The following is a 23,176-nucleotide window of genomic DNA, read 5'->3' as shown; positions in this document are numbered from 1 at the left end:
AAAAAACAGGCAATTGCCTGTTTTTTTGTGCTTGTTCATATTTAATTAACCACGTACGGTGTTTACTTGCTTTTACATAATTAAAGGATCGACTTAATGAAAACACTGACTCTTGTTTTAGGTAGTGCACTGGCTTTAAACGTACTTAGCTTTGATGCACTTGCGGCAGCGACTCCCGATGCTCCTCATATTTATGTTAAGGGCGAAGCGACTCTTACTACAATGCCGGATTACGTACAGCTAAGTGTAGGTATTACCGAAGTTGATAAAGACTTAATTGCTGCTAAAAATAAAACCGACTTAACTATCGCCAAGGCAATTAAGCTCGTAAAAGAGATTGGTGTTAAAGAGGGAGATATAAACGCAGGGCAAATTTCAATAAACCGTGATAGCCAATACAACCGCACTACCGGTAATCAAGAATTTAAAGGCTTTAAGGTTTCTCGTACGTTAACAGTAAAACTCAGTGATATAAATAAATACCCAGAGTTACTACAAAGCTTAGTTAACAACGGTATTAACGAAATTAATCAAACGCAATTTTTAGCAAGTAACTATAACGAGCTGCATAAAAAAGCGCAAAAGTTAGCAATTAAAGACGCACGGGATGCTGCAAAAGAGTTTAGTGACGATTATGGCGTTGACTTAAAAGGATTGTACAGCGCATCACTAAGTCCACTTAATGTGCAGTCGCAGCCGTACATGCGCGCAGAAAAAGTAATGATGGCTGATAGCGCACCAAGTAACTATGTACCTGATGCCTACCATGCTGGAGAGATTAAAGTTACTGCCTCAAGCTATGCTGTGTACTACATAGATTAAAATATAGGTTCTTCCTAGGGACGATTAACTCTATGTTGCTCGGTTTTTACTTAGCCCACTAGGTTACAAACCTCGCGCCGCGATTTAATCGCCCCTAGATTGAACAAATTTCAATCCAAATAATTCAACACGCCCTAGTGGTGCCCAAAACGTGCCACCAACTTCTCACCTTGCTCTTGGCTAATACGCGCTATTGAGTTAAGCATATTAGTTACTTCGCGTCTGTCGTATTCATTAGTTACATGTTCATTTATGTCATCAACAATTGCATTTAAATAATTAAATAAACTGTTGCGTGCATCGGTATCTTTATGGGCTACAAACAAAATATTTTTGAATGCCTCAAGCACGTTTGTCATTACGTATGCATCGCCTTTTGCGTAATTACGAAGCGGCGTAAAGTTGTCGTGTAATAACTCATCAAAGCTTGTTTCATGAAGGTATAGCAATGGGGCATTGTCACTGTGCTTAAACGAGTAGTTAATATCGTTAATTGAAAGCCGTTGAATAAGTAAAATGCTCAGCATATCAATTGATTTAACCGCAGTACCTGGATCGTTTATGCCCGGGCTCATTGCTTTAACCGCAATTTCTGATATTTGCGTCAACCCATAACGATAATGATCGCTGATGTACTCTTCTATATAAAAAATAAAGCAGTCGAGAATTTTATTTATCAGCTCTTCATCGTTTGCTATATCTTTATTACATTTTAAAAACGGGTAACCTTTAACTGTAAAATAGCCTTGGTTAACAGAGATATACACTTTTATATCTTGCTCTGCCAAAATGGCACACAGCTTATCGGTATGTACGCCTTTGTAATATCCTTCTGTTTTACTGCTAACCGAATGCCATTTGCTAAAGTCTGGAAAGTCTTCAACTGGGTTCTCTTGTTGTCTTTGTATTATTGTTTTAATTTCGTTTTTAGTTTGGCTAAACAACCCATTTAACACGTTATCAACTTGAATAGCACGTGAGATTGAATGTATAAAAAATACAAACAAACCTAATGAAATCAATCCAAAAATAAGTGCAAACAACACACCTATTGAAGGAATTGCCGTACTGCCACCATCAAGCTTATTAATATTTATAAGCATAATAATAGAGTAAATTATGCTGCCTAAATAAAAGCCCAAAACCATTTGGTGTGATTTACGCGTAATAAGCCCTGGCACTACGCGGGGCGATAAACTCGCACTGGCCGAATTTAAAACCACCATTACCATCGAAAAACTAAACACGGTAAGCGAAATAATACTCCCCGCTAAAGTGCTTAAAATAGTCCGCGCGTTTTCGGCGCTATCTACAAGTACAACCGATATAAATGACTTGAGCTGCTCAACAGGTGCTAAATATTCAACCGACATAGTAATAATGGCAAATACTAAAAAGCCCACTGAAAGCATCGAAGGGTAAAAGCCAATACTGTTAATCATTTCACGGTAACTGTCGGCTACTTTACGAGGTACAAACATAAAATCCTTATGTATTTTCTACTAACTTAATACCTCTAGCTTAGCATAGGCAATTATTAAACTTCTGATAATGCTGCTCAAATTTATGTGTTATTATCACGCGCACAATAATAGAGCGCATATTTATGCGATAAAAATAACAGGAAAACGCCGTGATCATTTCAACTTATGCTGCATTACTCGCATTCTTTTACATTTATTTAAGCTTTAACGTAATAAAAGTGCGCCGTGCGGAGCAAATATCACTTGGTGATAACGGTAATGCAACGCTACAACGTGCTGTGCGTGCCCACGCAAATTTTATGGAATACGTGCCATTTGCTCTAATTTTGCTTTTTTTAGCAGAGTACCAAGGGCTTGCTAGCCATTACTGCCATATATTAGGTGGCGCGTTATTAGTAGGGCGTGTGTTTCAAAATTTAGGCATCGTAGAAAAAAGCCTTAAATATCGCCAAATTGGTACTATTACTACATTTTTAGTCATGATTATCAGCGCCTTTGTATTACTAGTAACACGCGGCTAATTAAAGAAAAGTTAATGAGCAAAATATTTATAATAGGTTTACCACGTACCGGCACAACTAGTGTGTGCCATGCATTTTTAGAACTTGGCATTACAACAGCGCATACCGCGTATACTAATGCCTGTTTTGAAAATGCCAGTGCGATTGCCGACACTCCCATATTTAACGATTTTAAAGCGCTTGATATTCATTACCCAGACTCTAAGTTTATTTATTTAGAGCGCGAACTTGATGCATGGCTGCCTTCAATAAAACAGCTTTTAACGCGTATGCACACTAATTTAACGCGCGGCGACGGGGGCTTTAATATTCATATAAAGCGCTGTTATTTAAATACGTTTAGTGAGCTTTCGCTTGATAATATTAGCGACGATAGTTACTTAGCTCACTGCTATAAAACACATTTTAACGATGCTCACACGTACTTTAATAACCGTGACAACGATTTTTTATCCATTGATATAGCAAAGCCCGATAGCTACAAAAAGCTATGCGATTTTTTAGCATTAAAAAGTGATAAAACTGATTTTGAAAAAATGAATATGGGCGGCAAAGTTACCGCGTGGAACGATATTAAACACCCGTTAAAAGTTGAATCCACCGCTAAAGGGCGCATAGATAAATTACTGCCTTACAAGATTTTTTAAATCAAATACGTTAAAATCCCCGCATTATTATTTAAGTTGTACAGAACATGTTTGAATTAAAATACCACACCCCATTTGAATGGACCGAAGTTGTCCTTGCTGACTTTAATACTTTTTTACAAGACCATGCCGCTGCAGAAAAAAAAGCATCGGGTATGGCTATGTCTATGCTTTCGCATTACCCAGACAAACGTAAATTAGTAAAAGCCATGACCGACTTAGCATTAGAAGAATTAATACACTTTAAACAAGTGCTTAAGTTACTTTTAGAGCGCGATGTAAATTTAGGTGACGACAAAAAAGATCCGTACATAAAACAAATACGTGCACTGTTTAGACATGGTCGTGATGGTTTTTTAATGGACCGATTACTGGTTGGTGGTGTAATTGAGGCACGTGGTCACGAGCGTTTTTCTTTAGTTGCACAAGCACTTCCTGAGGGTAAAGAAAAAGACTTTTATGTTGCGATTGCCAAGTCAGAAGAAAAACATAAAAACCTTTTTGTAGAGCTTGCTTACGAATACTTTGATAAAGAAGAAGTAGATACTCGCCTAGAAGAGTTACTTATAGCAGAAGCTAAAATCTGTGAAAGCATCCCATTTACAGCTGCTTTGCATTAAATAAAACTAGCGCAGAGCCTATTTTATTCGCTTTGCGCCACCTACCTCTACTCTCATTTCTTGGTTAAACCCTTCATGAATTATTGATTTGCAATTTGCGAATCAAAATAATAAAACACACTTTCACACATCTTAATATATTGATAATAAAGCTAAAAGCGTTTGGTCTCATACTTGCTACCTATAGATTAAGCAAATTGAGGGAAAGGCTTATGTTAAAATTTACTTTTATACTATTACTAATATCTTTTAGCGCCGTAGGCAGTGAAAGTCATTTAGATTATATAGAAAATGCAAATGGTGAGCGGGTACAAAAAGTATCACACTTAGTTAAATGGACACATACTCGCTTTGTGTTTACCCGTGATATTTCGCGTATAGCACTTGGTCACGAAACAACGCTTGATGTGAACGTGGTTAATGGTCGCGAGCTACTAATTTTAGCTAAAAAGTTGGGCCGTACATCTATGATGGTGTGGTACGACGATAAAAGCTCGGAAACATTTTTACTTGGTGTTACCGAAGACTATAGCGTACTGGAAAATGCCTTAAACGATATTCACCCTGACGTGCAACTAACCATAGCACCTGATCGCCATGCTGTTGTATTACGCGGTGAAGTACCTACTATAAATTATCGTCATGCCGCTTATGAAGCTGCAAAAAACTATCTATACGCCAGTAGCTCACAAGCATCACAACCTGTTATTACCTCAAACCCTAACCAAGGAATGTTTAATTCTCTCGCTCAACGCCTGCAAGGATTGGGTAACGCAAACGGTGGTACCTCTCAAAACTCGAGCAAAGTCGCTATTATTAATTTAATAAAGGTAACTCAAGCACCCAAGCCAAAAGAAGAACGTATTAGCGAAGTGATTAAATCAATGGGCGCAGATAAAGTGACCATTAAACGCATCTCGGTTGATGAGCTATCAAATGACGACAACGATGTATTTTTACTGTCAGGCTCTGTAAAAAACCAGATAGAGCTAGTGCGCTTATTAAATACAATTAATAAATTATTCGAACCAGAACAAGCATTACAAACTCAGGGTTCTCCCCTTGATCCTAATAATTTAATGGGCGGCGCAACGCAGGATAAAAGCGCAGGTATTGAAGTACTTGCCAACGAGTCAGGCGGTTTAATAAATGATGCTACATCAGGGTTAAACTTAAGTAATGTAAGTTCTAATATTGCAAGAGCAACGTTGCTTTCAGTGGCTGGCGGTAAAGTTTTGTCGAGCATTGAAGTTGAAGATTTACCTCAAGTGCGTGTGTCGGTGCAATTATATGAAGTAAATCAACGTAGATTAAAGCAATGGCGCCCAGATATTAGCGTGCTCTCTAATGGGTATGAAAAAGAAGCGGGATTGTTTGGTCGTGACGGTATGACTGAACGCGAATCAGGCTCTGCAACAATAGAAAATGCGCTGCAATTAATTGGCGGTCAATTAACTAATAACTTACAGCTTTCTACCTCACAGTTTGCCATTGATATGTTGTTTTCATTACTTGAACAAGAAGGTATTTCTCGAACGCTTTCTCGCCCTACAATTACGGTTTTAGCCGGTGAAAGTGCCGTATTTAAGGTCGGTGGAGAAGTACCCGTACCTACAAGTTATAGCCCTTCAGGAATTACAAGCGGGCAGCAAGGTAGTAGTGGTTCGGTGTTTAGCGGTACAGAATTTAAATCATTCGGAGTTGAATTAAATGTACGCGCCATGGTTGACGACAAAGACAGAATCACACTTGATCTAAACCCAGTAATTTCGCTACCCGATACCACGTTAACCGCCGAAATTGCACAAAGCACAGGCAGCAGTTTGAACAGTAGTGCATTTAATACACGCAGCATGCAAACATCAACGCGTTTAAAAGACGGACAACCTCTTATTATTGGTGGCTTGATTAGCACCGATAACAATGCAAGCCACGACTTTGTACCTGATGGCAACGGCAATAGCATGCTAGGAAAGTTAAGTGAAACAACCAGTAAAAGTGAAAACAACCGCGAGCTTATAATTGTTGTAACTCCAAACCTGGTGCGTGAGCCAATTAATACCTTACGTTCGTGGGAACAGGCAAATATAGACACCCAGATACTTAGCTATATACAGGAGCAAGGGCTATGAAAATACTTTATATAATTTTACTGCTTACTTTATCGGGTTGCGCTCATATTGATTACAAGCCAACAGTAAATCCTTACAACGCGCTGGGTGACATAGTTAAAAAATACCAATTAAATGCCCAACCATTAAAGTGCGAAGGCATTAATGCAAGTGACTGTTTGAACCTTGTGCATGAGGTGAATCAGTTAATGCTTGAACACCCCGATAACACGGCAATACTTTCAATATCGGCATATGTACTTTATAAAAGTGGCCGTGCTAACCAGTCTCAACAGGTTATAAACACTTTGCTTAATAAAGCTAACCCGCCGTTAAACGCAATTACTTTAGGAGTCACTTTAGCAATTGAGCAAGGTAATTTAGCTAAAGCGAAAAGCATTGCCCAATACGGCGTCGATGTTTTTGGTACACATGCTTCACCATACCTGCAAATGGCCTCTATACATTATGCCCAGGGCAACTACGTTGTAGCTTCAAACTATTTAGAGCTTTCGGTTAAGTTTGGTTTAAATAGCACCGCCTACTTTTACCATAAAGGGCTAATTGAAGAAGCTAATACCAATAATTTATTGGCCTGTGGCTATTATGAGCAAGTTTTACGTGTCGAACCCACACATCAAAAAGCACTTGCTAGGCGCGGTAAACTCTCTGTTTTAGGTAATTGTTATTCTTAAGGCCTTCGGGCCTTTTTTTATACCTAAAATTTGGCATTATTAAGGAGCCAAAACCACTTTATTATTTATCAAAAATAGTAGTAAAGCTTACGCTAATCATCAGTTTTATAAGTTACCCCACAAGACTGCTTCTAATATTTACCCTTTTTTGAACACCTATTAGTTTTAATAATTTAACAGAACGTCTCTAGCAATAAGTATCTAAAAATTATTTTTTAATATTGATTTGCATTTTGCAAATCAAAAGTAAAAACAGCTAAAGAGTAAATAATAAAAACACACTAACCGACTGTATTTAGAGGACTTAATTAGTTGGCATGGTCCTCGCAATATATAAAGTGAGCATAAGCTCTTCTAATTTAAAGGCTACGATTATGAAAACTATTAAACATAACTTAAATAGCAAAAAGCAAAAAGGTTTTGTACTAACGTCAGAGCTAATCATTCTTTCTACTTCAATGGTAGCGGCACTTGTAATTGGTTTATCTACATTACGTGACTCGGTAACCAGCGAACTTGAAGATGTAGCTGAAGCAATTGGCTCACTTGACCAAAGCTATGTATTTGACGGGATGATTAACGCCGAAGGCACAGCTGAAGTGTCTGGCTCAGGCTTTGTAGATTCAGTTGATGTGTACGCAGGCGATGGTAGTTCATTCACTTTTGTTGCATCAGACTTTAGTGAAAATGCGGCACTTATTAGTGCAACACCAAGTGGTGATGCTGCAACACGTACAACGGCAGGCGGTTCACAAGGTAACTAAGTTTGAATACCAAGCTTAAGGCTCACTGCCACAAAAGAGTGGCAGTGAAAGTTACTCTGGAGGAATATTATGAAAAGTAAAAGTAACAAAGGCGCAACCACAGCGGCTCTCACATTACTCATCACCTCTGGCATGTTAGCTTCCGCTTTGGGTATTAGACAGGTAAACGATGAAAATAGCGTAACAGCCTGGGTAGTAAACAAAAATATGTCGGCCGGTCAAACAGTAACCGTTCACGATGTAGAGCAAAAAAGTATAGATCCAAGTAACTATTCAAATATTGCACTGAGCGTTCAAAACCCACGTGCATTAATTGGTCAAAAATTAGCAACTAATAAAATGGTTGAACAACCATTATTTGACACAGATTTTATTAGAGCGAAAAGCCAAAATTTATCAGAAGCCATACCAGCAGGGCGTGTTTTATATACTTTAAAACTAAACACCTTAGATATTCCGCTTTCGCGTATACACAAAGGTGACCGACTCGACATAGTCGCTAAAACTAATCGTCTAGTAAGAACAGTTGCCCGTGATGTACAGCTCATTGGTGTTTCAAAAGGCCCTAAATCGCAAGCCGAAAAAAATGGCGTAATGGATAACTTAGCTAAAGAGTCTAATTCTGCTACAGGCGGTGTTTCGTTAGTCCTTGCGGTACTTCCAAAAGATGTTTATTCGTTGGCGGGTATAGATAATGCCGACAAAGTTTCAATTATTGTGCATAGCGCTTATGACATTGAACAAGGTCGTTTGCAAAACTTTTCACGCTTACAAACCAGTCGCACAATCGAAGTGGTTAAAGGCGTTAAAAATGAAGCTGTATATGTAGCTAAGTGAGTTTTTATGTTTAATTTATCAAGCAAACATGAAGAAGTTCAAACCAGTTTAAGTACCTTTGAAGAGCTTAAAAAGCTATTGCACGATGCCGTTATCGAAGAGTACGAACAAGAACCAACCGCGCTTTTATCAAGTAATGTTCTCGAAAAAATCTCTGCATTGTGCAGTGAAATTCCACAATTTAATCAATCTTCATTTAACCAACATCAACAAGAGCAGGTTGTTCAGGCTGTATTTGATGAAATTCAAGGCCTAGGTCCTATTGCACAGTTTATGCTGGACGATCAGGTAAGTGATATTTTAATAAACGACACGCAAGATATTTGGATTGATAAACAAGGCAAACTACTTTGCACAGCCAGTAAGTTTGATGACGAACGCCATTTACGCCGATTTGTTGATCGCTTACTTGATGGCTGTGGCCGACAAGTCAATGCGCTTATGCCGATTGTTGATGGCAAACTAAAAGATGGTAGCCGAGTTCATATTATTGTACCGCCTGCGTGTACCAGCGCCGCGATTGTATCGATTCGTAAATTTAATCATAAAAAAATAAACGATGACTTTTTAGTTAATAACCATTTTTTAGATAAAAACATCTTATCATTTTTAAAAAGCGCAGTTAAAACAGGCGTTAATATTTTAGTGTGTGGCAATGCAGGTGCAGGTAAAACCTCATTATTAAACGTACTTGCTAACTCAATTAACCCAAATGAACGAGTTGTAACCATTGAAGAAAGTGCTGAGCTTAATTTGCATCACAACCACGTTGTGCAATTAGAAGCCCACGACACAAACAGCGATGGTAAAGGTGCAGTAAGCCTAAGAGATTTAGTAAAAGCAGCCCTAAGAATGCGCGCAGATAGAATACTTGTAGGTGAGGTACGCTCTGGCGAAGTAATCGATATGCTCCAAGCAATGAACTGTGGTCACCAAGGTTCGATGACGACCATACATGCTAACAGCGCAAATGATGCCGTTATTCGTTTATCTACTTTAGTGCAGTTACACAATGCACAACTGAGTGATACACATACAAGTTCGCTAATTGCGTCTAGTATTCAACTTATAGTGCATGTTTCTCGCTCAACTAATGGCACCCGAACTCTAAAAAGTATTGGTGAAATTAAGCGTGTTAATGGCGGCGCACATTTCAGCCCGCTTTATAGTATTAACGAAGCAGAGCCTGTTCAAAGTGAGCTAATAGATAACTCAAGTGTTATTGAGTTTATGAAAGGCCAAGGCGCAAATGCAAAAGAATTAAAAGCATTACTGCACAATAACCCGGAGGCTAACAATGACTAAACTTGATTATTTATTAGCTATAGCGGCGGTTATTACTTTTGTACTTGCAGCTAGTGTGTTGGTTTCTTTGTATGCTAAAAATAAAAGTAACCAGAGCGCTAAAAAAGTAGATATTTTAGAAGAAAAAGACGTCCTTACTTTGTCACTACGAGTACTAGGCTTAAACATAAGTAACGCTTGGTTTATAAGCATGGCGTGCTCGCTCTCTAGTAGTTCATGGTTTTTAGCTAAATTATATTACCCTGAGGCATCAACCAGCGCATTTATTATTTCAATCGTGGTTTTTGTAACCTGTTTTATAACTGTGATTGACTTGGCTCATTATAAATTAGCAAAATTTGAGCATCATTTTTTAGAATTTATTGAAACCGTACAATCGTGTTTAAGTACGGGGCTGTCGCTACAACAATCAATGCAGTTTGCTGATGAACATGCTGACCCATACATAAAAAAACAAAGCTCTTTGCTATTACAACGCATGAGCATGGGTAGTGATGCCGAAACGTCGTTTGCTCCGTTAATTGAAAGATACAACTGCGAGACCGTAAGATTATTTGCTCATAGCATCATCACACATACACAAAGCCAGTGCGATTTAACTGACATGCTAAAAAGCGTATGCAACATGATGTCGCTTCGGACCCTCGACCGCCAACAGCTAAAAGCAAAGCTTTCGGGTACTAAGTACGCTGCTGTATTTAGTGGTTTTTTACCTTACGCACTAATTCCTTTATTTAGCTATACCGATCCAACCTGGTTTGAACCTTTATTAAACGATCCTAATGGGATTGCATTTATAACGGTTGCGCTTCTTTGTCAGCTATTTGGTTTTTTATGGCTACGCCTTAGCTTAAGGGTAACATTATGATTGATATACTTTTACTTATCGGACTTTTAGTAAGTATGGGCTCGTTTATCCATATTCATAGGCAATCTCTTAAAGTCGAATTAGATAAACCCGATACTAAAAACATTAATTGGTACCCGCTAATCATCATCTCTAAACGTCAATTAAGACAAGCAGGAATACAAATTAATAAAATATTAATAAGCCTGTACTGCTTTAAAGTGGCTGCTACTTTTAGTGCATTTACGGTTATAGAACTAACAGGGTATGAGCTGAGCCAATCGATTAAATTATTACTGTGTTTTGTGTGTTTTTTTGCACCCGAATGCTGGTTTTTATTACGTAAAAACCAACGTAAAACCGTTATAAATAATAGCTTAGAGTTTTTTTTACGGGTGTTACTGGTTTACATGCGCGCTGGATTTTCACTAGAGCGTTCATTTGCACTAGCAGTTGATCATGGATTAAGTCAAAAACACCCATTATACAAAGAGCTAAAGTTATTTTTATTCGAACTAAGCGCAGGTAAAGATCGTGAATTTGCATTTAATTCACTTTTTGAAAGAACCGGCGTATTAGGAATTAAAAAACTCGCAAACTTAATGTTAATAGGGTCAAAACTTGGTACGCCACTTATCCAAGCAGTAGAGGCTCAACTTGAAGGCCTAGCTTTAAAAAAGAACATTTTACTCGCTAAAAAGGTAAACAAAAAAGCGATGCACACAACCTTTCCCATTATCTTAATTTGTTTTCCGATGTTTTTGGTATTGGTGTTTTTTCCCGCAGCATTACAAGTAATGAACGTACTTAAAATGCTTGTAGAAGTGTTATAGGAGCCTGATATGAAAAAGCATTATCAACAAGGGTACATACTTACTATTGAGCTTATATTAATTATAACTATTTTAATTATTGGCTCAATTGGTGGGGTGATTTTAGTAAGGGATGCCCTTATTAAGCGCCATCAAACTAAGGTAGATAATCAAATTACTGTAGTTGATGCTAATAATAGACCACTCGGTATTGCAGTAAGTTTTGATGAGCACCAAGCACCACTCATTTTTTATACAGATCGTGGGGCAAACAACACGTACAGGGCATTAATAGGCATAAGAGATGATAGGTTTACCTCGCGGGAAGCTGTTTATTACGATGCTCCAAATTGCCAAGGTAACCCGTGTTTAAAGGGCTTAAGCGACGAAGCAACAGACAGCCAAGGTGTGAGTAAACTAAATAATACCGGTAATGTAAGTTATATAAATGCGCTGCAGCAAGGTCCAAATTATGCAATAGGGCAGTTAGGTAACACCGTTATTGGTCAGTTATTAAGAAGTACGCCACAACAATGCCCTGCTAATAGTGAACAAATTCTATCTCGTTATGTATCGCAAAAAGTAGTAACAGGCTCACCTTGTGAAAACTTTGAAATAGATAAGCAACCGGCCGACAGCAGTTGTTTAGTTGGAGTGACTGCTTTGGGTCGTCCACTTGTAGGGACCGATGGTCGAGAGTTGGCGGTATCATGTGACACATGTCAAACAGGGTACGAATCGCAAGGCGACATACTTGATTTATACTTACCTGAAGTAGAATCTCTTTTAAAAGATGCACTTAAAGCACTTAAGTTCGTTGGAGTTGCAGTTGGAACAAACTTTGACATAGAGCTTGGCACAATCTGCTGCCCAGAAGGTACACGCTTAGAAGAAGATGAAAACATTGTAGAGACACTCGTCTTCACTATTTTACAAACTACATTTGAGCTCGCTGGTATCGATTTAGTAAATAACCTTATCATTAGTGAAACACTGAGCTTAATAGGGATTGAGCCAGGCATTACATATTGCAAAACATCACTTAATTTAGTTAATGCAGAACAAGTAATTAATATCACCACAGGCGAACCTGCACTTAGTAGCTTAACACCACCATTTAAAGTTTTACTGCCAGTACATAGCGGTCAAAACAGTACAACGTGGATACATACTCCCCCAAAAGGGGAAGGAGAACGTCAATGAACGCCTCAAATATATTTACCTCACATGCTAATTTAGCAGATACACCAACTGATGAAATATCAACAGAAATTAAAGAAACGCTAACGCTATTAAAACAGTTTTATGATGTTCCAATTGTTAAATTTATCGATTTTAGAGAGGTTTATTCAGAGCAGTTAATAACCTGCAACGATATAGAAAGCGTCGAAAATGAGTTATTAAGCTATCAACAACGCTGCACACAAGAAAAACTATATTTATTTGAAGATACTTTTTTTGATGATGTATCAAACAACACGCACAAATTAATTCGTTTTTATGCACAATATCCAATTTATAGTGTCACTAATAAATTAATTGGCGTAGTGCTGATGGCTGATTTAGCACCTAAAACATTAATAGGTTCACAAAAAGATCAGTTTATTTCATTTGCTCAATTATTGCAGACACAGTTAAATAAAAATTCAGATTCAGTAAGTAATCAAATTACTAATCCTGTGAAAAAAAATTATGGGGAAAAGTATATTCATGTATTTAGTTTAGCGCCCGTGGCATTCTTAATTGCATTAGTATTATGCTCATTCACTGCATTACTGCTTTATACTATAGAAAAAAAGGAGCTGCAAAGTAATTACAATGAACAAACTCAGCAATTACGTAAAACGTTATTCAATGCTTTAGAGCGATTTGATAATCAAGGATTATATATATCGCAAAAAGATTTAGTTATCGCAGGCTTTTTACAAAGCCAAAATAGCTATACAAAAGAGCAACTTAATGATTTAGTACAGAGTCAGGTTTCACAAAGCTTAACTTATAAAGGGTATGTTGTATTTGATTCTGAGTATAACCAACTTGCACTTTGGTCAAAAAATAATTTTGATTTAGCCGCGTATGGATTTAAAAACTGGTTAGAAAAATTCAATAATAGAGCGAATAAACAAGCAGTAGAAGTATTTACTGTTGCAGATACGGCCTTCTTAATTTCTGAAATAAAAATTAAACAAGGTTCTATTTATACACTTACAGCATTTGATTTAAGTAAGTTTTTAAAAGCCGTTATTGGAAAATTAAACACTGAAAATTATAACGTTTTTATAGCAACACCACAGTTTACTTTAGGAAAACAAGGAGAAGTAAACCCCAGTATAATTAAAAATAGTATTAGCGCTTTAAGCAGTCGTTTTCCACCTACTTGGCGTTTACATGTGCAACCAATGAATAAAATAGTACGTCCACAAATAACTAAATATAGCCTAATTAGATTAGGACTGATCGCCTTTTGTGTATTCGCATTCGTGTACTATTTTTTACGTTTGCCTAGGCGCTTACACAATGAAATAAAACAAAAAAATCAGTTAATACTTAATAGGGAAGAGCTATTTTCAAGTTCTCTTGATGCATTGCCACATGGGTTTGCTATTTTTAATAGCCACGAATTTCCTGTGATTACTAACAATGCATTTAATCTTTTATTTGCACAGGTGAATAAACAAAACAGTCAGCTATCGTATAGCCAGCTGATAAGTATTGCGCAACAGCATAATATTATAAATCATTACCATGAGCATCATAAGCTTGATGATGATCGTAACCAATTAATAGATATAGGTTTTACAGACGGGAAGTGGATAACTGTATTACAAAGACATACAGATTTTAATGGTTTTGTTTGCTACTTTAGAGATGATACAGAGGCACATCAAAAAGAATGTTTACTCGCTGATGTTCTCGAAAAATCTAAACAAACAAATCAATTAAAAGAAAAATTTGTTTCAAGGCTTAGCCGTCAGTTAAAAACACCTTTATCATCTTTAAAGTCATTAATTGAAATATCTAAAGATCCAATAAGCTTTAACGAATTTAAAAACAATGTGGGGAATATCTCTGATGTGTGCGACCAGCTTGAAAGTGTGATTCAACAGCTAGTAAATATAAATAAATCAGAGATAGGTAAGTTAAAGCTTCAAGCCAAAAACGTAAACCTAAAGAAACTGATCAATAATAATATGTCAATTTTAACGAAAGAGGCTGAAAATAATAAAATAGTTTTGAAAAATAATATTACATCAGAGTTAACGGTAGCAAGCGATGAAAAGTTAATTTCTCAACTGGTTATTCAGTTAGTTACTGAGGTTTTGGATTCATCAAATAATACAACGCTTTCAATTGACGCTCAGATTAAAAAAGAAAGTACGCGTAATTACTTAAACCTCGACTTTTCATTAAGTAATTTAATCAACACTAACCATTTTATAACTGAACTTAAAAGCATTTCGGGTGATGATATAACGCGCTTTATAGATGATAAAGACTTATCATTAGAGTTAAAGTTTTTTATCTCGATATTTAAAATGCTTGGTGGGAAAGCGATAATTATTAGCAGTAGTGCCAATAAAACGACGATATCACTTTCTATGTTGGTAAACCTAGCGAGTAAACAAAACAAAGATGATGAACAAGAAGTATTAAACAGTCCATTAATAACTACCGATTTAGTAAATATTAATCCATTAACTAATGAAGAACAAAACACACTATTACTGGTTGATGACGATCCACTGGTTGAAATTGTTATTAGGGCAATGCTAAAAAATGAGAGCATTAAAATAGATTACGCGCGCAGTGCTATAGAAGCAATGTTGATGGTATCTCAAAACAGTTACGACATTATTTTAATGGACATAGTAATGCCAGAATTATCAGGAACTGATGCTATGTTAAAAATTAAAAAACACAGTGATAATTCTAAAACTAAAATAATTGCACATACATCGACACCCGATCCAGAATCTAAATATGTAAACCAGGGCTTTGATGACATGCTATTAAAACCTGTAAAACAAGGCATATTAATAAACCAAATAGCACGTATTTTAAAAAGGTAATCCGCTATACCAACCGCCTTACATAAGAGGTCTATTTAACGAGAAAGAATTAGCGCTACAACTTAGTAAGTTTTATATCTAATTTCTTTATTTGAAATTTTAACAACATTATAAAGTTATTTTACTCGTTAATTTGTTCAAAAAGTTATAGCGGTTGGTATTAAAAATTAGCAGTAATATATTACTGAAAAGTAATAAGGTAAAAAATGAATAACACTATTGGAAATACAGCGGAAGTTATCGGGTTTAATAAAGTAAAGCCTATAAATAAAACTACACGACTACTTTTAGTCGATGATGATTTACTAATAGAAATTGTAATAAGAAAAATGCTTAAAGAAGAAAACATATTAATAGATTTTGCATCCAGTGCAATAGAGGCGCTATTGATGGTTTCACAAAATATTTACGATATTATTTTAATGGACATAGTCATGCCACAGTTTACAGGCACAGACGCAATGCTAAAAATAAGAAAGCACGCTGATGCATCAGCAACGAAAATTATTGCGCATACATTTAGTGAAAACGAAAATAGTAATAATAAATATATAAAGCTGGGATTTAATGGTTTGTTATTAAAGCCAGTTAAGCAAAGTGTATTAATTGAAAATATTAGATCTTTCTTAAAGTGATTAATACCAATAGTAGGGCGGTTCGCTGTTTATTACTTACTAAAAACTATTTAATAAGAATAATTTCTTCAAATTATTAGCAACTTCGCTTTTGTAATTGTTGCATATATAAGAGTAAACGCTTCACACTTCATAAAGTGGTTTAACAATCACAATTATCAAACTCTATAATAATAAAAAACAAATAAACTTACTTAGCCTTAAGCTCAGGTATCACAAGGGTTTAACTTTTAAAACATTAAGATTTTTTAATAACTAAAAAATACTCATCTTGGGATGGAATTTGCTTTATAAGGCTATATTCCAATTTTATAGTTTACTAAACATTATAATTTTTAAAATTAACGAGGCACAAGCATGAGCAAAACACAGTACGTTACAGTAGAAGGTCATCAAATTGCTTATCAAGAAATGGGACAAGGTACACCTTTATTATTGATACACGGTATTCCGACAAATAAATTTTTATGGCGAAATGTGATGCCAAAACTTGCATCAAAATATCGGGTAATAGCACCAGATTTACTTAACTTTGGTGAATCAGATATGCCAAGTAACACTGATGTATCTATAAATGCGCAATGTAGAATAATGTGTAAGTTTATAGAAGAGCTCGGTATTTCTAAAGTTAATATTGCTGCACATGATATTGGTGGTGGTGTTGCTCAATTAATGGCTGTAAATCATCCAGATAAAGTAAACGGGTTGGTTTTACTTGATAGTGTATGTTTTGATTCTTGGCCAATACCAGAATTTGAACCTTTACTAGAACCAGGCGTAGAAGAAAAAACATCTGTAGATGAATTTGTTGATACATTAAGAGATTTCATGCCCAAAGGTGTTTACGACTCGAACGTAATGACTGAAGAGTTGATGAAAATATACTTAACACCATGGAGTAATGAAAAAGGAAAAGCCGCTTTATTTAGTAACATGCGCAGGCTCAATAAAGAATATACCGAAGCTATTGGAGGCGACCTTAAAAGCTTACCTCATGAAACACTCATAATATGGGGTAAAGAAGACAAGTTTCAAAAGCCAAAGTATGCACCAATGTTAGAAGAAGCAATTCCAAATTCGTCATTGGTTTGGATAGATAAAGCCGCACATTGGGTTATTGATGAACATCCAGATAAAGTGTCTGAGCTTATTAGTGATTTTATGAATGATAAAACATTCTAGTGAATTACTAGGCTTATTAAAAAGCTATTTATTTCAATACGTTAAGTTTTATTGGGTAAAGTAGCGAATAGGCAATTATTGTAATACCGCTTGATTATATTAATAACTAAGCGGTATTTTTATATGTTCAATAAGCTAATACCGTAAATGGGTAAGGCACTAACAATTCAGATAAGTAGGTTAATGCTTATTAAATAGTCAAAATACCGCGTTTATACGTTAATTAATGAAGGTGAGTAACTTAGTTATGTATTTATTTGTACTATTTAACATAATATAAATTATAGGTAGTTAATGTGTATATAGAAAGAGCGCTAAATGCGCCCTCGTTATGTCCAATACTAGACGGTATCGGACATTAAGTGTTTTTATTACAATAACTAGTATTACTAATACAGATACTTTATTTATCAATTTGTTTAATCAATACTAAGTAAACGCTCAGCTGTATATTCGTTAGTAATTAATCCACTGATCATGTTTGACCTTACTGCGCCCAAAATGGCTAACACTTTTTCTTCACCAGCAGCTATCGCATAAATCTGTTTGTTAGCATTTGTTTTTAATGGCGTACTTGCTACACGCTGATTAACTGTGCAATCTAAAAGCTTACCGTTTTTATCAAACACCCAACTAATCATTTCACCAACAGCACCCAGATCTTGTAACTCTTTAAGTTCTTGAGCATCAATAAAACCATCTATATGTAATGGCGACTTTTCACCTAAGCTACCAATACCCACAAATGTTACATCGGCATCTTTAGCGAGTTTTAAATTACCGGTAATATTTTGTTGTGCGTGTAACTGTTCTTTTTCTTCAATGCTTCTTGGTAAAACTGGCAATGGCATTGGATAATGTTTTGCATTGGTGTGCTCGGCCATTCTTACTACAACATCATAAGGTGAAGCCGATCCATCCAAAGCCATATTACCTAGCATGGCTACAATTTTATGTTGCGGACAATCGACAGTTCTTAGCTCATCCACACATGAACGTAAAACTCGACCGGTTCCCATAGCAAGTACTTTGGGTTGTTCTGATTTTAAATGACGTTCTATTTCAGCCGCGCCAGCTTGAGCCAAACCTAATGTAGATGAAGGTTCTGAGGGATCGCTCGGTACAACTTCACACGAATCTAACCCAAAACGGCTTTTTAATTTTTCGGCCAAATCCATACATTTAGCAATCGGGTGGTCAAGTCTAACTTTAATTAATCCTTGGCTCACAGATAATGCGACCATTCTTTGTGCAGATTGACGAGATATATTTAGCTTTTTAGCAATTTCATCTTGTGTATTACCGCCAACATAATATAACCACCCTGCTCTGGCTGCATCATCTAGCTTTCTAATTTCTGTATTTGATAGCTTTACCACGTAAACCTCTTAAAATAGAAGGAAAACTAAGTCCTTATTTTCATTACATAATTTTAATTATATGTGCTGCTATATAAGTTATTTTATTAATTTTGGAGTATCTATTTATCAATAACGTTTTTGTTATTTATAGTTGTAAATATACCATTCCTTAATAAAAAATACCTAGGTTTCATAGGATTATGTAATTAGAATTTAGTTAATAGCACCTTTATAAAGGTGCTATTTAAGGTAATTAAAGATTAGCTCTAGCGAATTGTTAAACCGTTATTATCAAACTTTAATACTTTATCAGCCGGTGCGCTTAGGTAAATACTGTCGCCATATTTTAACGGACAATCACCATCTGCTTTTACTGTTACGGTCCCTTTGCCTTCAATATTTATATGTAAAAAGCTCTCCGATCCTAAATGTTCAATTACACCTACAGTACCAGCCCACGTTCCTTGCTCAGTAGAGAGTGTTATATGCTCTGGTCGTATACCAATACAACTAACATTCGCATCTTCATTTTTTGGATCATCTATAAAATTCATTTTTGGAGAGCCAATAAAACCAGCTACAAATTTGTTTACTGGGTTTTTATAAAGCTCTAAAGGTGTGCCTACTTGTTCAATAATACCGGCATTAAATACCGCGATTCTATCTGCCATTGTCATAGCTTCAACCTGATCGTGCGTAACATAAATCATTGTTGTAGCTAAACTTTTATGTAATTCAGATATTTCTAAACGCATATTTACACGTAGTGACGCATCAAGATTTGAAAGCGGTTCGTCAAATAAAAATGCCGAAGGCTGACGTACAATTGCACGCCCTATCGCTACACGCTGACGCTGACCGCCCGATAATTGCCCAGGCTTTCGGTCTAAATAATCGGTCAAATTAAGAATTTTAGCGGCGTTAGCAATTTTACTTTCGATTTCTGCAGGGCTAACTTTGGCTCTTTTTAAAGGAAAAGCAATATTATTACGCACGGTCATATGCGGATATAACGCATAGGACTGAAACACCATTGCTAAGCCTCTTTTTGCAGGCGGTGTTTTTGTAGCGTCAATGCCGTCAATTTCTATATTACCACTGGTTGTATCTTCAAGACCTGCGATCATACGAAGTAATGTAGATTTACCACAGCCTGATGGCCCAACAAATACGATAAACTCACCGTCTTTAATTTCTAAGTCGAGTGGTTTAATTACGTTAACTTCATCAAAGTTTTTAGTGACTTGTTTTAGTGTGATGCTGCCCATGTGTATTCTCCTATTTTACTGCGCCGAAACTTAATCCACGCACTAATTGTTTTTGACTAAACCAACCAAGTATTAAAATTGGCACAATGGCCATGGCAGATGCTGCCGATAACTTAGCGTAAAATAACCCCTCAGGGCTTGAGTAACTGGCAATAAATGCCGTTAAAGGTGCAGCATTTGCAGCGGTTAAAATAAGTGTCCAAAATGCTTCGTTCCACGACAAAATAACATTTAACAATAGCGTTGAGGCTATACCCGGTAAGGCTATTGGTAATAAAACATGGAATATTTCTTCACCAATAGTTGCGCCATCCATACGTGAAGCTTCAAGTATTTCGTTTGGTATTTCTCTAAAGTAGGTGTACAGCATCCATACCATTATTGGTAAGTTAATGAGTGTCATTACAATTACTAAACCTAATTTTGTATCGAGTAGCGCAAAGTCACGAAACAATAAATAAATCGGAATAAGTACGCCTACTGGCGGTAACATTTTGGTAGAAAGCATCCACATTAATAAATGCTTAGTTTTTTTAGTTTGTACAAAAGCCATAGACCAAGCTGCAGGTACAGCAATTAATAAACCCAGCAAACTTGAACCTAGCGATATAACTACAGAGTTCCAAAAATGGTTAAAGTATGGCGAACGCGACAGTACATCTCGGTAATTTTCGAGCGTCCAATCAAACGCATATAAGCTTGGACTTGCTGAAATTGCTTCAGCTTCCGTTTTAAAGCTGGTGATTAACGTCCATAAAATTGGAAAGAAAATCATGCCGCTTATTGTCCATGCTGCAATGGTATAAATTAGTTTGGAACGACGGCTATTTTTTATAGTCATAATTAACCCTCCAAGTTTTTGCCAATTAAGCGCATTAAAAATATAGCGACTATATTTGCAATAATAACTGCAACTATGCCCCCTGCCGAACCACCGCCTACATCAAATTGAAGTAGTGATTGCGTGTAAATTAAGTACGTTATATTGGTCGACGAATAACCAGGACCACCGCTGGTTGTAACTAATATTTCGGCAAAAATTGACAGTAAAAATATAGTTTCGATTAAAATAACAGCGGTTACAGCGCGCGATAAGTGCGGCAAAACGATGTAAAAAAACTTACTAAATGGCCCAGCTCCGTCTAAATCAGCCGCTTCTAATTGTTCACGGTCTAATGATTGTATTGCTGTTAGCAGTATTAATGCTGCAAATGGTAACCACTGCCAAGACACAATTATGATGATTGAAAATAACGGCATTTGAGCAAAAAAGTCGATAGGTTCAAAGCCAAGCCAAATCGCAAAATGTGCAAATAAGCCATTAACTGGGTTCATTAGCATGTTTTTCCATACCAATGCCGACACAGTTGGCATTACAAAAAATGGGGCTAGTACCATAATGCGAACGTAATTTCGTCCCCATATTGCTTGGTCTAGTAAAATAGCTAAGCCAATACCACCACAAATAGTGATAAGTAAAACCCCAGTTACTAGGTAAAGCGTGTTAAAAAATGATTCAAAAAAAGCCGGATCAGTTAGAAAAAATTCATAGTTTAAAAAGCCTACAAACTCTTTATCCCCTGGAACGAGTAAGTTGTAATCAATAAATGAAAAATACAGTGTCATACACAGCGGAACTATCATCCAAGCAAGTAATAAAATTACACTAGGAAGAAGCATAAACCGAGCAAGCGTGCGCGAGTTAGTTGTTGCCATAAAGGTGACCTTAAAAAAGCCAATTCTATTTACTTGTTAACTATCAAGTGAAAATCAGAAACCCTTGATAGCGTTTATAACTAACAAGTAAATAGAATTGACATAAAATATTGGGTAAGTTTGAGTACTTACCCGCCCATTACATGCTATTTAGGATAGCGAGCTTTACGCATTGTTCGCTCAACGAGGTGCTGAGACGTACTAAGCGCTTGCTTAACGGTCATTTGGCCAGTTAATGCTGCTGAAAATTGTTGCCCAACAGCTGTACCAATTCCTTGAAACTCAGGAATAGCAACAAACTGAATACCTACATAAGGCACTGGTTTAACTGTCGGATTTTTAGGATCTGCAGATTGAATAGAATCTAAGGTAATTTGTGCAAACGGTGCTGCATCCATGTACTTTTGATTACTGTAAAGTGATTTACGTGTACCTGGCGGTACTTTTGCCCAACCTTTTTTGTCGGCTACAAGTTGAGTGTATTCTTTAGATGTTGCCCAGCTAATAAATTTCATTGCGGCATCTGGTTTTTTGCTGCTTGCCGGTACGGCTAAAGTCCAAGACCATAACCAGTTACCGCGTTTACCCAGACCGTTATCTGGCGCAAGTGCAAACCCTACTTTATCGGCAACTTCTGAGTCTTTTTTGTTAGTAACAAATGCGCCTGCAACGGTTGCATCAATCCATATACCACATTTTCCGGTTTGAAATAGTGCAAGATTTTCATTAAAACCGTTTGCAGATGAACCAGCAGGACCAGATTCTTTCATCACATCGACATAATACTGAAGGGTATTTTCCCACTCTGGGGTATTAAACTGAGGTTTCCAGTTTTCATCAAACCAACGCGCACCAAACGAATTTGCCATGGATGTAATAAGCGCAACGTTTTCGCCCCAACCTGCTTTACCACGCAGACAAAGGCCATAAACACCTTCTTTTTTATCTGTCATCGCTTTAGCAGCTTTGCGTATAAAGTCCCATGTTGGGGCTTTAGGCATTGTCAGCCCTGCTTTTTCCATTAAGTCAGTGCGGTACATAACCATTGAGCTTTCGCCATAAAATGGCGCAGCATAAAGTTTGTCATTAATCGTTAAACCACTTCGAATTGCCGGAATTAAATCGTCTAAATCGTAGTTTTCACCTAAATTATCCAGCTCTTTTAGCCAATTTTGCTTGCCCCAAATTGGTACTTCATAAGTACCTATGGTCATAACATCGTATTGGCCGCCCTTTGTTGCAACATCGGTAGTGACACGTTGGCGAAGGATGTTTTCCTCTAGAGTAACCCATTTTAGGTCTATATCTGGGTTTTGGCTGGTAAAGTCACTGCTTAATTCTTTCATGGTGATCATGTCACCATTGTTAACAGTCGCTATTGTAATTGTTTCTTTTGCCGCAGCGCCCATGCTTATAAAGCCACACGCGAGCATAATTAATTTATTTTTCATCGGGTATTCCCCATACACGTTATGTTTT

Annotated in this window: 21 protein-coding genes; 15 read left to right on the top strand and 6 right to left on the bottom strand. The window is 36.6% G+C overall.

Translation table 11 applies throughout. The features are described 5' to 3' along the window. Positions 1-96 precede the first annotated feature (96 nt). The gene (locus tag JG479_RS07940; RefSeq protein ID WP_193226419.1) at positions 97-822 is read left to right on the top strand and encodes an SIMPL domain-containing protein; all 726 of its coding nucleotides are present in this window, start codon (positions 97-99) and stop codon (positions 820-822) included. Between the two features lie 134 nt (positions 823-956). Here JG479_RS07940 and JG479_RS07935 read toward each other — a convergent pair whose 3' ends face one another. Next, the gene (locus JG479_RS07935; protein ID WP_193226418.1) at positions 957-2,303 is read right to left on the bottom strand and encodes a DUF2254 domain-containing protein; all 1,347 of its coding nucleotides are present in this window, start codon (positions 2,301-2,303) and stop codon (positions 957-959) included. 152 nt (positions 2,304-2,455) lie between these two features. Here JG479_RS07935 and JG479_RS07930 point away from each other — a divergent pair, with 152 nt between their 5' ends. From JG479_RS07930 to JG479_RS07865, 14 genes are all read left to right on the top strand, one after another. Beyond that, the gene (locus JG479_RS07930) at positions 2,456-2,827 is read left to right on the top strand and encodes an MAPEG family protein (protein ID WP_002962524.1); all 372 of its coding nucleotides are present in this window, start codon (positions 2,456-2,458) and stop codon (positions 2,825-2,827) included. Positions 2,828-2,841: 14 nt separating this feature from the next. Further along, on the top strand, positions 2,842-3,474 hold the full coding sequence (locus JG479_RS07925) for a sulfotransferase (protein WP_200220284.1): 633 nt from the start codon (positions 2,842-2,844) through the stop codon (positions 3,472-3,474). A gap of 47 nt (positions 3,475-3,521) precedes the next feature. Further along, positions 3,522-4,094, top strand: coding sequence for a tRNA-(ms[2]io[6]A)-hydroxylase (locus JG479_RS07920; protein ID WP_002962521.1), 573 nt, complete (start codon positions 3,522-3,524; stop codon positions 4,092-4,094). Positions 4,095-4,306: 212 nt separating this feature from the next. Further along, complete coding sequence (locus JG479_RS07915) at positions 4,307-6,226, top strand: pilus assembly protein N-terminal domain-containing protein (protein WP_039487865.1); 1,920 nt, start codon at positions 4,307-4,309, stop codon at positions 6,224-6,226. After that, complete coding sequence (locus tag JG479_RS07910) at positions 6,223-6,900, top strand: tetratricopeptide repeat protein (RefSeq protein WP_138489063.1); 678 nt, start codon at positions 6,223-6,225, stop codon at positions 6,898-6,900. The genes JG479_RS07915 and JG479_RS07910 overlap by 4 nt, the downstream gene beginning before the upstream one ends. Before the next feature lie 374 nt (positions 6,901-7,274). Further along, positions 7,275-7,664, top strand: a complete 390-nt coding sequence (locus JG479_RS07905; protein WP_039487863.1) for a hypothetical protein — start codon at positions 7,275-7,277, stop codon at positions 7,662-7,664. 69 nt (positions 7,665-7,733) lie between these two features. Continuing rightward, positions 7,734-8,501, top strand: a complete 768-nt coding sequence (locus tag JG479_RS07900) for a hypothetical protein (RefSeq protein ID WP_002960857.1) — start codon at positions 7,734-7,736, stop codon at positions 8,499-8,501. Positions 8,502-8,507: 6 nt separating this feature from the next. Then, positions 8,508-9,806, top strand: a complete 1,299-nt coding sequence (locus JG479_RS07895; RefSeq protein WP_039487860.1) for a CpaF family protein — start codon at positions 8,508-8,510, stop codon at positions 9,804-9,806. Continuing rightward, positions 9,799-10,674 (top strand): type II secretion system F family protein, encoded by an 876-nt coding sequence (locus JG479_RS07890; RefSeq protein ID WP_002960861.1) that lies wholly within the window; start codon positions 9,799-9,801, stop codon positions 10,672-10,674. The genes JG479_RS07895 and JG479_RS07890 overlap by 8 nt, the downstream gene beginning before the upstream one ends. Further along, the gene (locus JG479_RS07885) at positions 10,671-11,486 is read left to right on the top strand and encodes a type II secretion system F family protein (RefSeq protein ID WP_149602627.1); all 816 of its coding nucleotides are present in this window, start codon (positions 10,671-10,673) and stop codon (positions 11,484-11,486) included. Before JG479_RS07890 ends, JG479_RS07885 begins: the two co-directional genes overlap by 4 nt. Before the next feature lie 9 nt (positions 11,487-11,495). Continuing rightward, on the top strand, positions 11,496-12,668 hold the full coding sequence (locus JG479_RS07880) for a hypothetical protein (protein ID WP_200220283.1): 1,173 nt from the start codon (positions 11,496-11,498) through the stop codon (positions 12,666-12,668). Beyond that, entirely contained in the window at positions 12,665-15,535 is a 2,871-nt protein-coding gene (locus tag JG479_RS07875; RefSeq protein WP_149602629.1) for an ATP-binding response regulator, read from the top strand. Before JG479_RS07880 ends, JG479_RS07875 begins: the two co-directional genes overlap by 4 nt. Positions 15,536-15,741: 206 nt before the next feature. Next, positions 15,742-16,170 (top strand): response regulator, encoded by a 429-nt coding sequence (locus tag JG479_RS07870; RefSeq protein ID WP_002960870.1) that lies wholly within the window; start codon positions 15,742-15,744, stop codon positions 16,168-16,170. Positions 16,171-16,527: 357 nt separating this feature from the next. Further along, positions 16,528-17,352 carry an alpha/beta fold hydrolase gene (locus tag JG479_RS07865; protein ID WP_200220282.1) on the top strand — a complete coding sequence of 275 codons (825 nt, stop codon included), beginning with the start codon at positions 16,528-16,530 and terminating at the stop codon, positions 17,350-17,352. Positions 17,353-17,771: 419 nt separating this feature from the next. On the opposite strand, the gene JG479_RS07860 is transcribed toward JG479_RS07865, so the two are convergent. The 5 genes from JG479_RS07860 to JG479_RS07840 all read right to left on the bottom strand — a co-directional run bounded on the left by JG479_RS07860 (position 17,772) and on the right by JG479_RS07840 (position 23,148). Beyond that, a complete protein-coding gene (locus tag JG479_RS07860) occupies positions 17,772-18,731 on the bottom strand; it encodes a sugar-binding transcriptional regulator (protein ID WP_002960874.1) in 960 nt (319 codons plus the stop codon). Positions 18,732-18,979: 248 nt separating this feature from the next. After that, complete coding sequence (locus tag JG479_RS07855; RefSeq protein ID WP_149602631.1) at positions 18,980-19,981, bottom strand: ABC transporter ATP-binding protein; 1,002 nt, start codon at positions 19,979-19,981, stop codon at positions 18,980-18,982. 10 nt (positions 19,982-19,991) lie between these two features. Further along, positions 19,992-20,822, bottom strand: a complete 831-nt coding sequence (locus JG479_RS07850; RefSeq protein ID WP_039487848.1) for a carbohydrate ABC transporter permease — start codon at positions 20,820-20,822, stop codon at positions 19,992-19,994. A 2-nt stretch (positions 20,823-20,824) separates the two neighbouring features. Continuing rightward, positions 20,825-21,697 carry a carbohydrate ABC transporter permease gene (locus JG479_RS07845; protein WP_002960879.1) on the bottom strand — a complete coding sequence of 291 codons (873 nt, stop codon included), beginning with the start codon at positions 21,695-21,697 and terminating at the stop codon, positions 20,825-20,827. 146 nt (positions 21,698-21,843) lie between these two features. Continuing rightward, entirely contained in the window at positions 21,844-23,148 is a 1,305-nt protein-coding gene (locus JG479_RS07840) for an ABC transporter substrate-binding protein (RefSeq protein WP_007377152.1), read from the bottom strand. Positions 23,149-23,176 lie beyond the last annotated feature (28 nt).

This window comes from Pseudoalteromonas sp. LC2018020214 (assembly GCF_016598755.1).
Taxonomy (GTDB): Bacteria; Pseudomonadota; Gammaproteobacteria; order Enterobacterales; family Alteromonadaceae; genus Pseudoalteromonas; species Pseudoalteromonas distincta.
The sequence above is the reverse complement of the archived record's forward strand: the minus strand, read 5'-3'. Positions and strand labels throughout refer to the sequence as shown.